Here is a 16,864-nt window from a genome sequence, read left to right on the forward strand (position 1 = left end):
GAGCGGTCCCTAGATTTCAGGTTGGTTATCCGTGCCGTACCGGTCCGTTCATGTTCGTACCGTTACAGCCCTTCGTCCGTATAGTCGTGGAGGTGCCCCGTGCTGGGTCCCGTGATTCTCGCCGCATCGCGCAGCGACAAGATGCGCCGGTTCGTCTCGGCCGCGCCCGGCACCAAGCAGGTCGTCGACCGCTTCATCGCCGGGGAGACCGTCGATGAGGTCGTGCCGATCGTGGAGGACGCCGCGGACAAGGGGCTGGAGGTCACGCTCGACGTCGTCGGCGAGGACATCACCACCCCCGCGCAGGCCGAGGCCGCCCGCGACGCCTACCTGGAGCTCGTCGAACGCCTGAAGGACCTCGGCCTGGGCACCCGCGCCGAGATGTCCGTGAAGCTGTCCATGTTCGGCCAGGCGCTGGAGGGCGGCCACGAGCTGGCCCTCGCCAACGTGCGCCCGGTCGTCGAGGCGGCGGCAGCCATCGGCACCACGGTCACCCTGGACGCCGAGGACCACACCACCCTCGACTCGATGTTCGCCATCCACGAGGAGCTGCGGAAGGACTTCCCGGAGACCGGCTGCGTCATCCAGTCCTACCTGTTCCGCACCGAGGACGACGCCCGCAGGCTCGCCGCCGCGGGCAGCCGCGTACGCATCGTGAAGGGCGCCTACAAGGAGCCCGCCTCCGTCGCGTACCAGGACAAGGCCGAGATCGACAAGGCGTACGTCCGCATCACCCGGATCCTGATGGAGGGCGAGGGCTACCCGATGATCGGGTCCCACGATCCCCGTCTTATCGCCATCGCCCAGGAGCTGGGCCGCCAGGCCGGGCGCAAACTGGACGAGTACGAGTTCCAGATGCTGTACGGCATCCGCAGCGACGAGCACATCCGGCTCGCGGCCGAGGGCCACCGGATGCGCGTCTACACGGCGTACGGCACCGACTGGTACGGATACTTCATGCGCCGCCTCGCGGAGAAGCCGGCCAACCTGCTGTTCTTCGGCCGCTCGATCCTCACCAAGGGCTGAGCAGCCCCCGGGCTGACCCACACCCCGCCGACACCAAGGAGACAAGGCACTCATGGACGCCGTCACCCAGGTCCCCGCGCCGGTCAACGAGCCGGTTCACTCCTACGCCCCGGGCTCCCCGGAGCGCGCCCTCCTGGAGGTGAAGCTCAAGGAGCTCAGCGACAACCCGATCGACCTGCCGATGACCATCGGCGGCGAGAAGCGGATGGGCGGCGGCGAGCGCGTGAACGTCGTACAGCCGCACAACCACCGGGCCGTCATCGGCACCTTCGCCGGTGCCACCGAGCAGGACGCGAGGGACGCCGTCGACGCGGCTCTCGCCGCCGCCCCGGCCTGGCGCGCGATGGCCTTCGACGACCGCGCGGCGATCATCCTGCGCGCCGCTGAGCTGCTGGCCGGACCCTGGCGCGAGACGCTGGCCGCCTCCACCATGCTCGGCCAGTCCAAGACCGCCCAGCAGGCCGAGATCGACACCCCCTGCGAGCTCATCGACTTCTGGCGCTTCAATGTGCACTACGCGCGCCAGATCCTCGCCGAGCAGCCCCCGGCGAACTCCCCGGGCGTGTGGAACCGCATGGACCACCGCCCGCTGGAGGGCTTCGTCTACGCGATCACGCCGTTCAACTTCACGGCCATCGCGGGCAACCTCCCCACCGCCCCCGCCCTCATGGGCAACGTCGTGGTGTGGAAGCCGTCCCCGACCCAGACCCACGCCGCCGTGCTGCTGATGCAGCTCCTGGAGGAGGCCGGTCTGCCCAAGGGCGTCATCAACCTGGTCACCGGCGACGGCATCGCCGTCTCCGAGGTGGCCCTGAACCACCGCGACCTGGCCGGCATCCACTTCACCGGCTCGACCCCCACCTTCCAGCACCTGTGGAAGACGGTCGGCAACAACATCGCCAACTACCGCACCTACCCGCGGCTCGTCGGCGAGACCGGCGGCAAGGACTTCGTCGTCGCGCACCCCAGCGCCGACCGCGCCATCCTGAAGACCGCGCTGACCCGTGGCTCCTTCGAGTTCCAGGGCCAGAAGTGCTCGGCGTCCTCGCGGGCGTACGTCCCGGCCTCCATCTGGAACTCCGGTTTCAAGGAGGAGTTCGCGGCCGAGGTCGACTCGATCACGATGGGTGACGTCACCGATCTGAGCAACTTCATCGGGGCCGTCATCGACGAGCGTTCGTTCGCCAAGAACAAGGCCGCGATCGACCGTGCGAAGTCCGACCCGGCGTGCACGATCATCGCGGGCGGCACCTACGACGACTCGGTGGGCTACTTCGTCCGCCCGACCGTCATCGAGTGCTCCGACGCCGGGAGCGAGGTCTTCACGACCGAGTACTTCGGCCCGATCCTCGCGATCCACGTGTACGAGGACGAGAACTACGACGCCATGCTGGAGCAGATGGAGTCGGTCTCCGACTACGCGCTGACCGGCTCGGTCATCTCGGGCGACCGCGCGGCCGCCGCGTACACGATGGACAAGCTCCGCTACGCCGCGGGCAACTTCTACATCAACGACAAGTCGACCGGCGCCGTCGTCGGCCAGCAGCCCTTCGGCGGCGGCCGCGCCTCCGGCACCTGCGACAAGGCGGGCGCCCCGCAGAACCTCCAGCGCTGGACCCTGACCCGGGCCATCAAGGAGACGCTGGTCCCGCCGACCGACTACACCTACCCCCACCAGGGCTGACGCCCTCCCGGGGCGTCGCAGCACGACGCCCCGGACCCGGGGCCTCCGTGACGGAGGCCCCCCTGAGCACCGCCCCCCGACCGGCCCCCCTGCCGGCCGGGGGGCGGTTTCCATGGGTACGGGCGCTGCCCGGGGGTGACCTCTTTCGTGCGGTGGCGCCCGGGGGCGACCCCTTTCGTGCGGCGCTGCCTGGGGGTGACCCCTTCCGTGCGGCGGCGTCTCAGACCTCCACGAACACCTGGTCCAGCGACTTGCGCACCAGGTCGGGGACCTCGCAGTCGTCGGCGGGATAGCCGACGGGGATCACGGCGAAGGCCTTCTCGTTCTCGGGCCGGTTCAGGACCTCGCCGAGGAAGCGCATCGGGCTCGGCGTGTGGATCAGCGCGGCGAGACCGGACAGGTGCAGGGCGGTGAGGAGCATGCCCACCGCGATCCCGACCGACTCGTCCACGTAGTAGTGCTTGCGCTTCGTGCCGTCCTCGCCCAGCCAGTAGCGCTGCTGGAACACCACGATCAGGGCGGGCGCGTCCGTCATGTGGGCCTTCACCGCGTCGGTGCCCAGCGGGCGCAGCGCGGCGAGCCACTCCTCGCCGAGCCGCCCGTCGTAGCTCACCTTCTCCTCGTGCTCGGCTGCCTCCCGGATCCGGCGGCGGATCCCGGGGTCCTTGACCAGGACGAAGGTCCACGGCTGTTGATGGGCGCCGGAGGGGGCGGTGGCCGCGCAGGCGACGGCGTCGCGCAGGACCTGCTCGGGGACCGGATCGGGGGAGAAGGAGCGGACGGTCCTGCGTTCGTCCATCCGTAGCCGCAGCCGGGCGGCGTGTGCCAGGGACGCCTCGGCGGCGATCCGGTCGGGGCGGTAGGGCGCGGGACGGTACGGGTCGCCATGGGTGGGCGACCACTGCCGGTGCGTGGGCGTGGTGTCGGACATGGCCGCAGTGTGCGCGGTGGGGGAGGCCCGGGGGAAGCGGGGCTTCGGACAGGCGGGGGATGCGGTCCCGGTCAGTGTCCGCTGACCGGGACCGTCTGTCCGCCCTCCGGGGCCCCGGGCACGCGGTCTTGTGGATTGGGTAATGAGCATGTCAAATTTCTTCTCGGTACGTCCCCACACGTCACCCCCAGAAGGAGCTCCCCCATGAGACGCAACTCCCGCGCGCGCCTCGGTGTTTCCCTGCTGCTCGTCGCCGGCGTCCTCGGCCTCGGGGCCGCCCCCTCCACCGCCGCCGACGCCCCGGCCGCCGCCCCCTCGGCGATCCCCGCCCCGTCCACGTACGCGCTCGACGCCACCGTCGAACGGCGGCTCGGCGCCGCCACCGCCGGAACCTACCTCGACGCGAAGACCGGGAACCTGGTCGTCACCGTCACCACGGACCGGGCCGAGGAGCAGGTTCGCGCCGCCGGGGCCACCGTCCGCCGGGTGGCCCGCAGCGCCGCCCGGCTCGACGCCGCGATGGAGGTGCTGGAGGCCGAGGTCAAGATCACCGGCACCTCCTGGGGCGTCGACCCGCGCACCAACCAGGTCGCCGTCGAGGCCGACTCCTCCGTCTCCGCACGGGACATGGCCCGTCTCGAAGCCGTCGCCGAACGGCTCGGCGGCGCGGTCGACATCAAGCGCGTACCGGGCGTCTTCCACCGCGAGGTGCTGGGCGGCGGAGCGATCTACGGCGGTGGCAGCCGCTGTTCGGCGGCCTTCAACGTCACCAAGGGCGGGGCCCGCTACTTCGTGACCGCCGGGCACTGCACCAACATCTCCGCCAACTGGTCGGCCGTCTCCGGCGGTCCGGTCGTCGGTGTCCGGGAGGGCACCAGCTTCCCGACCAACGACTACGGCATCGTCCGCTACACGGACGGCTCGTCGCCCGCCGGGACCGTGGACCTCTACAACGGCTCCACCCAGGAGATCGGCTCCGCCGCCAACGCCGTCGTCGGCCAGGCGATCAAGAAGAGCGGATCCACCACGAAGGTGACCTCCGGCACGGTCACCGCCGTCAACGTCACCGTCAACTACGGCGACGGGCCCGTCTACAACATGGTCCGCACCACCGCCTGCTCGGCCGGCGGCGACAGCGGCGGCGCGCACTTCGCCGGATCCGTCGCGCTCGGCATCCACTCCGGCAGCTCCGGCTGCTCGGGCACCGCGGGCTCGGCCATCCATCAGCCGGTCACCGAGGCGCTCTCCGCGTACGGCGTGACGGTGTACTGAGCCGCCACCGCCACCGCCACGGCCACCGCCACGGCCATCGCACCGGCCACGGCCATCGCACCGGCCATCGCACCGGCACTGCTCGATCCCGCCCGCCCGGACCCCGCGCACCCCCGGTCCGGGCGGGCCTGTGCGCGGCGTCGATATATCGGTGTCGGGCGGGGCGGGGCGGCTGGCAGGCTGAGGCCATGGACCGGTCTCCCACACTGCGCGTCGCCCACACCTCAGAGCTCACCACCGCCGAGCGGGGCCGTATCCGCTGTCTGCTCGACACCGCCTTCGACGGCGACTTCGCCGACGAGGACTGGGAGCACTCTCTCGGCGGTGTCCACGCCCTGGTACACGGCGCGGACGGCCTCCTGATCGCCCACGGCAGCATCGTCCAGCGCCGGGTCCTGCACGCGGACCGTTCCTACCGCGCCGGATACGTCGAGGCCGTCGCCGTCCGGGCCGGCCACCGCCGCGAAGGCCACGGCCACCGGGTGATGGCCGCGCTGGAGCGCGTCCTCGACACGGCCTACGACTTCGGGGCCCTGTCCGCCTCCGACGCCGGCGCGGCGCTCTACACGGCACGCGGCTGGCAGGTGTGGCCCGGTCGGCTCGCCGCCCTCGGCCCGGCCGGCCCCGTCCCGCTGCCCGAGGAGGAGGGCACCACCTACGTCCGCCCCGCGGCCGGAGGCACTCTGCCCGCGACCGACCACCCGCTCCGGTTCGACTGGCGCGAGGGCGACCTGCTGTGAACCGGCGGGCCCTTCGGGGACGGACTCCTTCCACCGCTGTGACCTGGTCCGATCCGATGACCCGTCTCAGATAGTAGGAAGTCCGAGTAACTGTGGAGACAGGACGGCCCGACTGTCCTAACTTGGTAGGAGCCGAACGAATCGCTCGATCGAGCGACTGTGGCGGTCGCGGGCGCACGCCCCGAAGCAGGAAACCCCTGCGGCGTACGCTCCCCGCTCCTTCCGGCGCCTCGGAATCCGATCCCGGCCCGGCCTCGGCGCCGCACCACGGTGTGCGGCCCGCCCCCGGCATCCATGCGATCTCAAGGAGTCGATCCACCATGGCCACCACCACCGCCCGTCGTGTCCGTCACGCTCCTCGTCCGTCCGAGTCGGACCGCAAGAACGCCGCCGCCGCTCTCCAGCGCGCCCTCGACCGCCGGGACAACGGCGGCTCGACCGGCCACTGAGCCGCCCGCGTAGTACGCAACTCCACCCCGCCCCCGGACGCCCGTGTGCGCCGTCCGCATCGTGGACGCCGGATGTCATGGGATGGGACGCACCGTTAGGCTTCCGGTATGTCTCGCAGCATCGATCTCGCAGTGATCCCCGGTGACGGAATCGGCCAGGAAGTCGTGGCCCAGGGCCTCAAGGTCCTCAACGCTGTCCTTCCGCAGGATGTGAAGCTGGAGACCAAGGAGTACGACCTCGGCGCCCAGCGCTGGCACCGTACCGGCGACACCCTCCCGGACGCGGAGCTGGAAGCCCTCAGGAATCACGACGCCATCCTCCTCGGCGCGATCGGCGACCCGTCCGTGCCGTCCGGCGTCCTGGAGCGCGGGCTGCTGCTGAAGCTGCGTTTCGCCTTCGACCACTTCATCAACCTGCGGCCCTCCAAGCTCTTCCCCAACACCGCGACCCCGCTCGCCGGCCGCCCCGACATCGACTTCGTCGTCGTGCGCGAGGGCACCGAGGGCCCGTACACCGGCAACGGCGGCTCGCTGCGCACCGGCACCCCCGCCGAGGTCGCCACCGAGGTCAGCCTCAACACGGCGTACGGCGTCGAGCGCGTGGTCCGGGACGCCTTCGAGCGTGCGGCGGCCCGCCCGCGCAAGAAGCTGACGCTGGTCCACAAGAACAACGTCCTCGTCTACGCCGGTCATCTGTGGAAGAACACTTTCGACCGAGTCGCCGCCGAGTATCCGCAGGTCAGCACCGACTATCTGCACGTCGACGCCGCGACGATCTTCTTCGTCACCCAGCCGGAACGCTTCGACGTCATCGTCACCGACAACCTCTTCGGCGACATCCTCACCGACCTCGCCGCCGCCGTCTCCGGCGGCATCGGCCTGGCCGCCTCCGGCAACATCAACCCGACAGGCGCGTTCCCGTCGATGTTCGAGCCGGTCCACGGCTCGGCCCCCGACATCGCGGGGCAGGGCAAGGCCGACCCGACCGCCACCGTTCTCTCCGTCGCCCTCCTGCTGCGCCACCTCGGCCACGAGACCGAGGCCGCGCGCATCGAGGACGCCGTCTCCGCCGACCTCGCGGAGCGCGACGGATCAGCCACGCGTACGACCGACGAGATCGGCGACGCCCTCGCGGTACGCGTAGCGAGCTGACCCGACGACTCCCATCGAAGCCGCCGGGTCAGCGAAAGCACCCGGCGGCTTCACCTGTGCGGCCCCCGGGTGCCACCATCGACCCCTGGACCGCATTCACGCCATTTCGTGCACGGCCCCCCGCGAGTGATAATCGGACGCGGGGCCGTGGCTCGCGGTAAAGCTCGGACGTCCTAGGACCTGACCGAAAAGCGTCGGGCAGAAACGGGCGTGAGCGCGGTCCATCACACACAAGACCGGTGAAGGACACGCACTCATGACGACGCCCACGATCGAGCTCAAGCCCTCCTCGAACCCGCTGTCCGACGCGGAGCGCGAGGCGATCCTGGTCAACCCCGGATTCGGCCGGCACTTCACCGACCACATGGTGACCATCCGCTGGGCCGAGGGCCGGGGCTGGCACGACGCCCAGCTGGTCCCCTACGGCCCGCTGTCGCTGGACCCGGCCAACATGACCCTGCACTACGCGCAGGAGATCTTCGAGGGGCTCAAGGCCTACCGTCGGCCCGACGGCACGGTCGCCTCCTTCCGTCCCGACGCCAACGCCCGCCGCTTCCAGCGCTCGGCCGCGCGCCTGGCCATGCCCGAGCTGCCCGTCGAGACGTTCATCGAGGCGTGCGACGCGCTGGTGCGGCAGGACAGCGCGTGGGTCCCGGCCCACGGCGGCGAGGAGTCCCTCTACCTGCGCCCCTTCATGATCGCCACCGAGGTCGGCCTCGGCGTGAAGCCGGCCAACGAGTACCTCTTCCTGGTCATCGCCTCGCCCGCCGGCGCCTACTTCCCCGGCGGTGTGAAGCCGGTCTCCATCTGGCTCTCGGAGAACCGCGTCCGCGCCGTCCCCGGCGGCGTGGGCGACGCCAAGACCGGCGGCAACTACGCCGCCTCCCTCCTCGCCCAGGCCGAGGCCGCCGCACACGGCTGCGCCCAGGTCGCCTACCTCGACGCGGTCGAGCACAAGTGGGTCGAGGAGCTCGGCGGCATGAACCTCTACTTCGTCTACGCCCAGGAGGACGGCTCGAGGAAGATCGTCACCCCGTCCCTCACGGGCTCGCTGCTCGCCGGCGTCACCCGCGACTCCCTCCTCAAGGTCGCCCGCGACCTCGGTTACGGCTCCGAGGAGGGCCGGATCTCCATCGACCAGTGGCGCGAGGACACCGCGAAGGGCACCCTCGTCGAGGTCTTCGCCTGCGGCACGGCCGCCGTCATCACCCCCGTCGGCCTGGTGAAGTCCGAGGGCGGCGAGTGGACCCAGAGCGACGGCGAGCCCGGCGAGGTCACCATGAAGCTCCGGGAGCGACTCCTGGACATCCAGCGCGGTGTCGTCGAGGACACCCACGGCTGGATGCACCCGCTCGGCTAGGGGCGGCCAGGGGACCCGTTTCATGGATCGGGCCGCACCGGGCCACCTCGGCCGGTGCGGCCCTTTCCGTGCCCGGCGAATGGAGCACCGATCCAACCGGCCGGGAGAATCCTCCTTGTGCCCGGACCCCATGCATCCATGTGACGGTCGGGATCCCGGGGGGTGGGCCGCGAACAGGTGCTCGTACGGGCGGCGGAGTTCCTGGACGAGGCGCTGACACGCGGCGCTCACCGAACGATGCGACCAGCGTCACGACCGCATCCTGAGACGCAGGCGTCACGGAGACGTCACTGTGCGAGACTTCTGCCGTGTCCTCGTTCGTCATGATTATTGGCAGCAGGCGCGCCGGTCCGCAGTGACCGCCCCGTACCACCATGTACGGCGCGGCCATCGTGCCCCAGACCCGCGCGCAGACCTCTCGCACCCGCGAGGGGTTTTTTCGTTTTCCGGCCCGCACCCGGGCCGGGGCGAAGCGCGCGGGATGATGGGGGCAAGTGGAAGCCGATCATCCGGATCCACTCATCCGACAGGAGTCAGATCAGCATGACCACCAAGGCCAACGCCACCGACGACAGTTTCCATGTCTTCGACACCACACTGCGCGACGGTGCTCAGCGTGAGGGCATCAACCTGACGGTCGCCGACAAGCTGACCATCGCCCGTCATCTGGACACCTTCGGAGTGGGGTACATCGAGGGCGGCTGGCCGGGGGCCAACCCGCGCGACACGGAGTTCTTCGCCCGCGCCCAGCAGGAGATCACGTTCGAGAACGCCCAGCTCGTGGCGTTCGGCGCGACCCGCAGGGCCGGCGGCAGCGCCGCCGAGGACCCTCAGGTGAAGGCGCTCCTGACATCCGGTGCCCCGGTCATCACGCTGGTGGCCAAAGCACACGACCGCCATGTGGAGCTGGCCCTGCGCACCACCCTGGAGGAGAACCTGGAGATGGTCCGCGACACCGTCTCCCACCTCCGCGAGCAGGGCCGCCGGGTCTTCGTGGACTGCGAGCACTTCTTCGACGGCTACCGCGACAACGCCGAGTACGCCAAGTCCGTCGTCCGCACCGCGCACGAGGCGGGCGCCGAGGTCGTCATCCTCTGCGACACCAACGGAGGCATGCTCCCCGCCCAGGTCCAGGCCGTCGTCTCCACGGTCGTCGCCGACACCGGCGCTCGGCTCGGCATCCACGCCCAGGACGACACCGGCTGCGCCGTCGCCAACACCCTGGCCGCCGTGGACGCCGGAGCCACCCACGTCCAGTGCACGGCCAACGGCTACGGCGAGCGGGTCGGCAACGCCAACCTCTTCCCGGTCGTCGCCGCCCTGGAACTCAAGTACGGCATGAAGGTGCTGCCCGAGGGGGCGCTCGCCGAGATGACCCGCATCTCGCACGCCATCGCCGAGGTCGTCAACCTCACCCCCTCCACCCACCAGCCGTACGTGGGCGTCTCGGCCTTCGCCCACAAGGCCGGGCTGCACGCCTCCGCGATCAAGATCGACCCCGACCTCTACCAGCACATCGACCCCGAGCTGGTCGGCAACACCATGCGGATGCTGGTCTCCGACATGGCGGGCCGCGCCTCCATCGAGCTGAAGGGCAAGGAACTCGGCGTCGACCTCGGCGACGACCGCGCCCTGGTCGGCCGGGTCGTGGAGCGGGTCAAGGAGCGCGAACTCCGGGGCTACACCTACGAGGCCGCCGACGCCTCCTTCGAACTGCTGCTGCGCGGCGAGGTCGAGGGCCGCGCCCGGCGCTACTTCCGCACCGAGTCCTGGCGGGCGATCGTCGAGGACCGCCCCGACGGCACCCACGCCAACGAGGCGACCGTGAAGCTCTGGGCCAAGGGCGAGCGGATCGTCGCCACCGCCGAGGGCAACGGCCCGGTCAACGCGCTGGACCGGGCTCTGCGCGTCGCCCTGGAGCGGATCTACCCGCAGCTCGCCAAGTTGGAGCTGGTCGACTACAAGGTCCGCATCCTGGAGGGCCGCACGGGCACCGAGTCCACCACCCGCGTGCTCATCACCACGGGCGACGGCACCGGCGACTGGGCCACCGTGGGGGTCGCCGAGAACGTCATCGCCGCCTCCTGGCAGGCACTGGAGGACGCGTACACCTACGGACTGCTGCGCGCGGGCGTCGAGCCCACGGAGTAGCCCGACCGCACGGCGTAGGAAATGCGCTGCTCCGGACGGGCGACGGCGTTCGTCGCCCGTCCGGAGTAGCGTGAAGTATGAGGAAACGGCTTCTTCCCGCGCTTCTGGCGGGCCTGCTGCTCATCTTCGCAGCGGCGGCTCTCGCCCTGACCTCCCCCGCGTCGGCCGCGCCCGCCGCGACCATCCAGGACGTCGCCCAGGCCCTGCGCGAGGACCCGGTCCATGTGGACCCGGGCGCTCGCGATCAGCTCTCCGTCGCTGACGAGAAGGCCCTGGAGAACAAGATCACGAACGCCGGTAGACCGGTGTTCGTGGCCGTACTCCCCGACACCCCGGCCTTCCCCGAGAAGGGCCTCCTCCAGACCCTGCGCAGCGACACCGGCATCACCGGCGTCTACGCCATACGTCTCGGCGACGGCTTCGACGCGGGCGCGGACCCGCAGGTCATGCCCACCCGTGCCGTCGACAACCTCACCGCGTCCGTCGAGAACCCCGCCGTCGCCCGGGACACGAACGCCCAGCTCAACGCCTTCGTCGACCGCGCCGTCGAACAGGCCCGGGGCTCCGCCCCCGCCTCCTGGTCCGGCACAGGTGCGGCGGACGGGGCCGGAGCACCGGTCGGCGGCCTGATCACGCTCGGCGCGCTGATCGCGGCGGGCGGCGCGGGCGCGTACACGATCTCCCGCCGCAACAAGCGCCGTAAGGAGGAAGAGGAGCGCGCCGCGCTCGACAAGCTCCGGGTCGTCGTCGACGAGGACATCACCGCGTACGGCGAAACCCTGGAACGCCTGGACTTCCACCCGGCCGAACCGGGCGCGGACGACACCATGCGCGCCGACTACGAACGGGCCCTGGACTCCTACGAGAGCGCCAAGACGAAGATGGACAAGGCCGGACATCCCTCGGACGTCCGCGAAGTCACCGCGTCCCTGGAGGACGGCCGCTACTCCCTCGCGGTCCTTGAGGCCCGCCGTACCGGCGCGGAGATCCCGGCCCGCCGTCCGCCGTGCTTCTTCGACCCGCGCCACGGCCCCGCGGTCGCCGACGTGCTCTGGACCCCGTCCGGCGGCGCGGCCCGGGAGGTCCCGGTCTGCGGCGCGGACGAGGTCCGGCTCGGCCGGGGCGAGGACCCCATGAGCCGTACGGTCGACGTCGGCGACGGCAACCGCCGCCCGTACTGGGAAGCGGGCCCGGCGTACGGCCCCTGGGCCGGCGGCTACTTCGGCGGCGGCCTGCTCCCCGGCCTCCTGGTCGGCACCATGCTCGGCTCGATGCTCGCGACCCCGGCGTACGCCTCCGAGTACGGCGGCGGTGACTTCGGCGGCGGCGCGGGCGGCGACTCGGGCGGCGGCGACTTCTCCGGCTCCGACTTCGACACCTCGGGCTTCGGCGGAGACGGCTTCGGCGACGGCGGCGGTCTCGGGGGCGGCGGCTTCGACGGCGGCGGGTTCTGAGGCCGGGCGGAGCCCCTGCGCGGCCCCGAGCCGACCCCGGACCGGGGCGGGCCGCCGGTACGGGACCGGCGCCGCGGAGCTGAGCCGGGGCGGCGGGCCCGGCGCCTCGGCCCGCGCTCCGTGCGGCACCGGCGCGTTCGGGGAAGGCCGCACCGGCATGGCACCCCCGTCCCGCCGCCCCGATCGGACACACTGCGCCGCGTGGGAGATACGAAGCAGGACCGGAGTGCGGAGTCGGCGGATTCGGCGGAGTCGGCGGGCCCGCCGGGACCGGCCGCGCGACTGGCGGGGCTGGACGCCGAACAGTTGCGCGTGCTGCGCCGGCTGGGCCGCGCCTGGGGACGTGTCTCGGCACCCGGCGAAGCCTGGCGCCGCGCCCTGCCGGTCGATCCCGACCTCGGAGTGTTCCCCCCGGCGGAACACCTCAGGCCCGCGCGTGCCGGCCGCTTCGTGCCCCTCTCCCCGCTGAGGGAATCGCCACCGGGGGCCTCCGCGCCGGGGGCGCCCCCGGCGCGGGAGCGGACCGACCAGGAGGACCGCCTCTCCGCCCGCGCCGCTACATGGGCGCGCAAGAGCCTGCTGGGAGCGCCGCTGCGAAGCTCGGCCCTGGTGTCCGAGCGGATGCGCAAGATCGTGGCCCTGCCGGTGCTCTCCGCCGACGCCCTCTCCTCGGTCGCCTACGGGCCCGAGGCGATGCTCGCCGTCCTGGTCCTCGCGGGGACGGCGGGGCTGGACTACGCCTTCCCGATCTCCGCCGCCATCGTGTTCCTCGTGCTGGCGGTCGGGCTGTCCTACCGCCAGACCATCCGCGCCTATCCGCACGGCGGCGGTTCGTACATCGTGGCCGGCGACAACCTCGGCCGGGTGCCCGGTCTCGTGGCGGCGGCGGGGCTGATGACCGACTACGTCCTGACCGTCGCGGTGTCGATCGCCTCCGGGGTGGCGGCCATCGCCTCGGCCATCCCCGCGCTGACCCCGGCGACCGTGCCGATCGGCGTCGGGGTGATCGTCCTGTTGCTCGCCGTGAACCTGCGCGGCGTCCGCCAGGCCGGGGCCCTGTTCGCCGCACCCACCTACGCCTTCATCGCAGCCATGTTCGCCCTCATCATCTGGGGCGTCGTCCAGTCCGCGCAGAGGGGCTTCGAGCCGCGCCCCACGCCGGTGATCACCGTGACCGAGGGCGCCGGGCTGTACCTGATCATGCGGGCGTTCTCCTCCGGGGCGACGGCGATGACGGGCATCGAGGCGATCTCCAACGCGGTACCGGTCTTCCGCCGGGTCGAGTGGCGCCAGGCCCGCACCACGCTCACCTGGATGGTGGGCCTGCTGATCGCCATGTTCGTCGGCATCGTGGTCCTGACGCACCTGACCGGAGTGGTGCCCGGCGGTCAGGAGACGGTGCTCTCCCAACTCGCCCACCTCAGCTTCGGCTCCGGGTGGCTCTACGTCTTCGTCCAGGCGGCCACCGCCGCCGTTCTCCTGCTCGCCGCGAACACCGCGTACAACGACTTCCCCCGCGTCCTGTCCCTCCTGGCCCGTGACGACTACGCGCCCAAGACCTTCCTGCGGCTGGGCGACCGGCTGGCCTACAGCAACGGGATCATCCTGCTGTCCGTGGCCGCCGCCCTGGTCTACGTCGCGTTCAGCGGCGAGACCGCGGCCCTGATCCCGCTGTACGCGGTCGGGGTCTTCCTCGCCTTCACCCTCTCCCAGGCCGGCATGGTGGCGCACTGGCGGCGACTGCGCGGACCGCACTGGCGCAAGAGCCTGCTCTTCAACGCACTGGGCGGGATCCTGTCGGCCGTGGTGTTCATCACCGCGGGGATCAGCAAGTTCACCTCCGGCGCCTGGGTCGCGATCGTCGCCGTCGGACTGTTCCTCCTGCTCACCCTGCGCATCCACCACCACTACGCCGAGGTCCGCGCAGCCCTGCGGCTGAGCCCGCACGCGCTGGAACTGCCCGCGCACACCACCCTGGGCCCGGACACGCCCCACGTGCCGCGCGGGCCCACGAGACCGGCCGAGAGGAGCGGGGAGGACGAGGAACTGCCGGTGGAGATCCGCCACCTGACCGTGGTCGCCCTCGCCACCCTCGACCTCGCCGGGATGCGCGCCCTCGCCTACGCCGCCTCGCTCCGCACGCCCGTGCTCGCCCTGCACATCAGTCTCACCGACCAGGAGGCCGAACGTGTGCGCTCCTACTGGCGGTTGTGGGGCGACCACCTGCCCCTGGAGATCGTCGTCTCCCCCTACCGGGCGACCGTGGCCCCGCTCGCGCACTACATCGAGACCCTGCACCGACGCCGTCCCGACCTCACGCTCACGGTGCTGTTGCCGGAGATCGTCACCCGGCACCGCCGCCACCAACTCCTCCACAGCCGCACAGCGTCCCGCCTGCGTCGCGCCCTGCGCCCGCTCCCCAAGATCGTCATCGCGACGGTGCCCTTCCACGTCTGAACGGTGCCCTTACACGTCCGAGGGGACCGGGGTGCTACCGGTGGCGGTGATCGTCGATAGGTGCGTGCCCTTTGCGGGGTCCGGGCCGTTGAACCCGGCATGAAGAAGCGAAGCGTTCTCGCCGCCCTCACCCTTGCCACCGGAGCGATCATCGCCGCCATCTCCCCGCCTCCGGGCGGCGGGGACACCGCCCACGCCGCCGAACCGCCCGTCTCGCTGGGAGCGCTGGACAACGTCGGCGAGCTCGGCAAGCTGGTCGACGGCGCGGCGGGGGCCACCACCTCCACCGCCGGCACGGTCACCAGCACCGTGGAAGGCGCCAAGCTCAGCTGAACCGGCAGGTAAACGGACAGGGGCGGCCTCTCGGCCGCCCCTGTCCCCGTTCCCGGGCCCCCGGACCGGTCAGGCCAGAAAGTCTGCTGCCCCGCCGTGACGTCGGCACATGCGCGGGCACCAGGGCTTCGGTGCGTTGCCGGGCGGTCGGGGGACCCCGGCCTCCGGTCGCGTATCAGGGGCGAGGCGCATCGATCCCGTACGACCTGATGAGGCGGGCCAGTTGGCGGCCCGCCGCCAGGAGGGGTTCCTCGCTCCGGTTGACCTGGGCGGTGACCTCGGCGCCTTCCATGGCGCTGATGACGGTGGTCGCCAGCTCCCGGGCGTCCTGTGCTGGGAATCCGCAGCCCAGCAACTTGTCGCGGACGAGCCGCTGCCAGCCGTTCAGCGCGTCGGCGCACGCCCGCTGGATGTCGGAGTCGGTACCGAGCGTCTCCAGGGCCGCCGCCGTCACCGGGCAGCCGTCGACCCAGCCCGACTCCCTGAGCCCGGCCGCCAGCTGACGGGTGCAGGAAACCACCGCGCTCGCCGGGTCCGGCTCGCTGTCCAGCGCTCCCTTCAGGAGTGCCGCGAACTCCTGCTCGCCGTGGCGGATCGCGGCGACCGCGACGGCCTCCTTGCCACCCGGGAAGAAGTGGTAGATCGAGCCGAGCGTCGCTTGCGACTCCATGGCGATCTGCTTGATCCCCGTGCCGACGTAACCCTGCCGCTGGAGAAGGCGCGCGGTCGCCACGACGATCCGGTCCCGGGTGCTGGTCTGCATGCCGTCACTGTAGCGGCCACTGAGTAGAGCGTTCGTTCTAGAGCTGTGCTAGCTTCTCGGCATGCTCTGGATAGAGCGATCGTTTTAGTCGGGGCGAGGTCTGACTCCCCGTCCCGGCCGACCTGTTGGAGGCAGAACCATGAGCAGCGCGCAGCACTCGGTCACCGTCATGGGACTGGGCCCGATGGGCCGGGCCATGGCCGCGGCTCTACTCGACCGCGGATACGCGGTCACCCTCTGGAATCGCACCCCTTCCCGCGCGGACGACCTGGTGGCACGAGGGGCGGTCCTCGCGGCGAGCCCCGCCGACGCCGTCGCGGCGAACGAGGTGGTCATCCTCAGCCTCACGGACTACGCGGCGGTCCGCGCCGTACTGGAGCCCGCCGCACCGGCCCTGCCCGGCCGGGCCCTGCTCAATCTCACCTCCGCCACGCCCGAGGAGGCCCGCGCCGGAGCCCGCTGGGCGGCCGGGCATGGTGCCGTACAGCTCACCGGTGGCGTCAACTCGTCGCCCACGGGGATCGGGCAGCCCGAGTCGTACGCCTTCTACAGCGGGCCGCGCGAGGCGTTCGACCTGCACCGGCCGGTGCTCGAAGCGCTGACGGGCCGGGTCGACCACCAGGGCGAGGACCCGGGGCTCGCCGCGCTTCACTACCAGATCGGCATGGTCATGTTCTGGACCTCGTTGTCCGGCTTCTGGCAGGCGATCGCCCTCGCCCGCGCCAACGGCCTGACGGCGGCCGACATCCTGCCGAGCGCCGCCGGAACGGCGGACTCCCTCTCGGAGACCTTCGCCTTCTACGCCGAGCGCATCGACGCCGGAGTGCACCTGGGTGACGTCGACCGCCTGGCCATGGGGCTGGCAAGCGTCGAGCACGTCGTGGACACCCATGCCGAGGCGGGCGTCGATACGGCACTCCCGTCCGCCGTCGCCGACCTGTTCCGGCGGGGCGTGGAGGCGGGACACGGCACGGACAGCTCCTCGTCCCTGGTGGAGCTGATGGCGCAGCCCGCGAAGTAGCCGTTCGCCGGCCCGACCGATCCGGGCACGGACGGTCGGGTCCGGCACCCTGGACCTTTCCTACGGTGAAC

At 71.5% G+C, this 16,864-nt stretch carries 14 protein-coding genes; 12 read left to right on the top strand and 2 right to left on the bottom strand.

Annotation, left to right across the window (positions count from 1 at the left end; genetic code table 11):
- Positions 1–99: 99 nt before the first annotated feature.
- On the top strand, positions 100–1,026 hold the full coding sequence (locus ACZ60Q_RS14680; RefSeq protein WP_469633345.1) for a proline dehydrogenase family protein: 927 nt from the start codon (positions 100–102) through the stop codon (positions 1,024–1,026).
- A 52-nt stretch (positions 1,027–1,078) separates the two neighbouring features.
- Positions 1,079–2,710, top strand: coding sequence for an L-glutamate gamma-semialdehyde dehydrogenase (gene pruA, locus ACZ60Q_RS14685; RefSeq protein WP_469633348.1), 1,632 nt, complete (start codon positions 1,079–1,081; stop codon positions 2,708–2,710).
- A gap of 220 nt (positions 2,711–2,930) precedes the next feature.
- Here the strand turns inward: pruA and ACZ60Q_RS14690 are convergent, their stop codons facing one another.
- Positions 2,931–3,641, bottom strand: a complete 711-nt coding sequence (locus ACZ60Q_RS14690; RefSeq protein ID WP_469633351.1) for a nitroreductase family protein — start codon at positions 3,639–3,641, stop codon at positions 2,931–2,933.
- 204 nt (positions 3,642–3,845) lie between these two features.
- On the opposite strand from ACZ60Q_RS14690, the gene ACZ60Q_RS14695 reads away from it, so the two are divergent.
- The 9 genes from ACZ60Q_RS14695 (at position 3,846) to ACZ60Q_RS14735 (ending at position 15,009) form a co-directional block, all read left to right on the top strand.
- On the top strand, positions 3,846–4,913 hold the full coding sequence (locus tag ACZ60Q_RS14695) for a S1 family peptidase (RefSeq protein WP_469633354.1): 1,068 nt from the start codon (positions 3,846–3,848) through the stop codon (positions 4,911–4,913).
- A 188-nt stretch (positions 4,914–5,101) separates the two neighbouring features.
- Positions 5,102–5,653 carry a GNAT family N-acetyltransferase gene (locus ACZ60Q_RS14700; protein ID WP_469633357.1) on the top strand — a complete coding sequence of 184 codons (552 nt, stop codon included), beginning with the start codon at positions 5,102–5,104 and terminating at the stop codon, positions 5,651–5,653.
- Positions 5,654–5,973: 320 nt separating this feature from the next.
- The gene (locus ACZ60Q_RS14705) at positions 5,974–6,102 is read left to right on the top strand and encodes a hypothetical protein (RefSeq protein WP_018960091.1); all 129 of its coding nucleotides are present in this window, start codon (positions 5,974–5,976) and stop codon (positions 6,100–6,102) included.
- Between the two features lie 108 nt (positions 6,103–6,210).
- Complete coding sequence (locus ACZ60Q_RS14710) at positions 6,211–7,254, top strand: 3-isopropylmalate dehydrogenase (protein ID WP_469633360.1); 1,044 nt, start codon at positions 6,211–6,213, stop codon at positions 7,252–7,254.
- A gap of 256 nt (positions 7,255–7,510) precedes the next feature.
- Positions 7,511–8,614, top strand: a complete 1,104-nt coding sequence (locus ACZ60Q_RS14715) for a branched-chain amino acid aminotransferase (RefSeq protein ID WP_469633362.1) — start codon at positions 7,511–7,513, stop codon at positions 8,612–8,614.
- 543 nt (positions 8,615–9,157) lie between these two features.
- Positions 9,158–10,765 (top strand): citramalate synthase, encoded by a 1,608-nt coding sequence (gene cimA, locus ACZ60Q_RS14720; RefSeq protein WP_469633365.1) that lies wholly within the window; start codon positions 9,158–9,160, stop codon positions 10,763–10,765.
- A gap of 77 nt (positions 10,766–10,842) precedes the next feature.
- Complete coding sequence (locus ACZ60Q_RS14725) at positions 10,843–12,219, top strand: hypothetical protein (RefSeq protein ID WP_469633367.1); 1,377 nt, start codon at positions 10,843–10,845, stop codon at positions 12,217–12,219.
- A 621-nt stretch (positions 12,220–12,840) separates the two neighbouring features.
- Positions 12,841–14,676 (top strand): APC family permease, encoded by a 1,836-nt coding sequence (locus tag ACZ60Q_RS14730; RefSeq protein WP_469633842.1) that lies wholly within the window; start codon positions 12,841–12,843, stop codon positions 14,674–14,676.
- 99 nt (positions 14,677–14,775) lie between these two features.
- Positions 14,776–15,009 carry a hypothetical protein gene (locus tag ACZ60Q_RS14735; protein WP_469633369.1) on the top strand — a complete coding sequence of 78 codons (234 nt, stop codon included), beginning with the start codon at positions 14,776–14,778 and terminating at the stop codon, positions 15,007–15,009.
- A gap of 175 nt (positions 15,010–15,184) precedes the next feature.
- On the opposite strand, the gene ACZ60Q_RS14740 is transcribed toward ACZ60Q_RS14735, so the two are convergent.
- Positions 15,185–15,772: a TetR/AcrR family transcriptional regulator gene (locus ACZ60Q_RS14740; protein WP_469633372.1), complete on the bottom strand. Its 588-nt coding sequence runs from the start codon at positions 15,770–15,772 to the stop codon at positions 15,185–15,187.
- 139 nt (positions 15,773–15,911) lie between these two features.
- On the opposite strand from ACZ60Q_RS14740, the gene ACZ60Q_RS14745 reads away from it, so the two are divergent.
- The gene (locus ACZ60Q_RS14745; RefSeq protein WP_469633375.1) at positions 15,912–16,793 is read left to right on the top strand and encodes an NAD(P)-dependent oxidoreductase; all 882 of its coding nucleotides are present in this window, start codon (positions 15,912–15,914) and stop codon (positions 16,791–16,793) included.
- Positions 16,794–16,864 lie beyond the last annotated feature (71 nt).

The organism is Streptomyces sp. NPDC104313 (assembly GCF_055583985.1).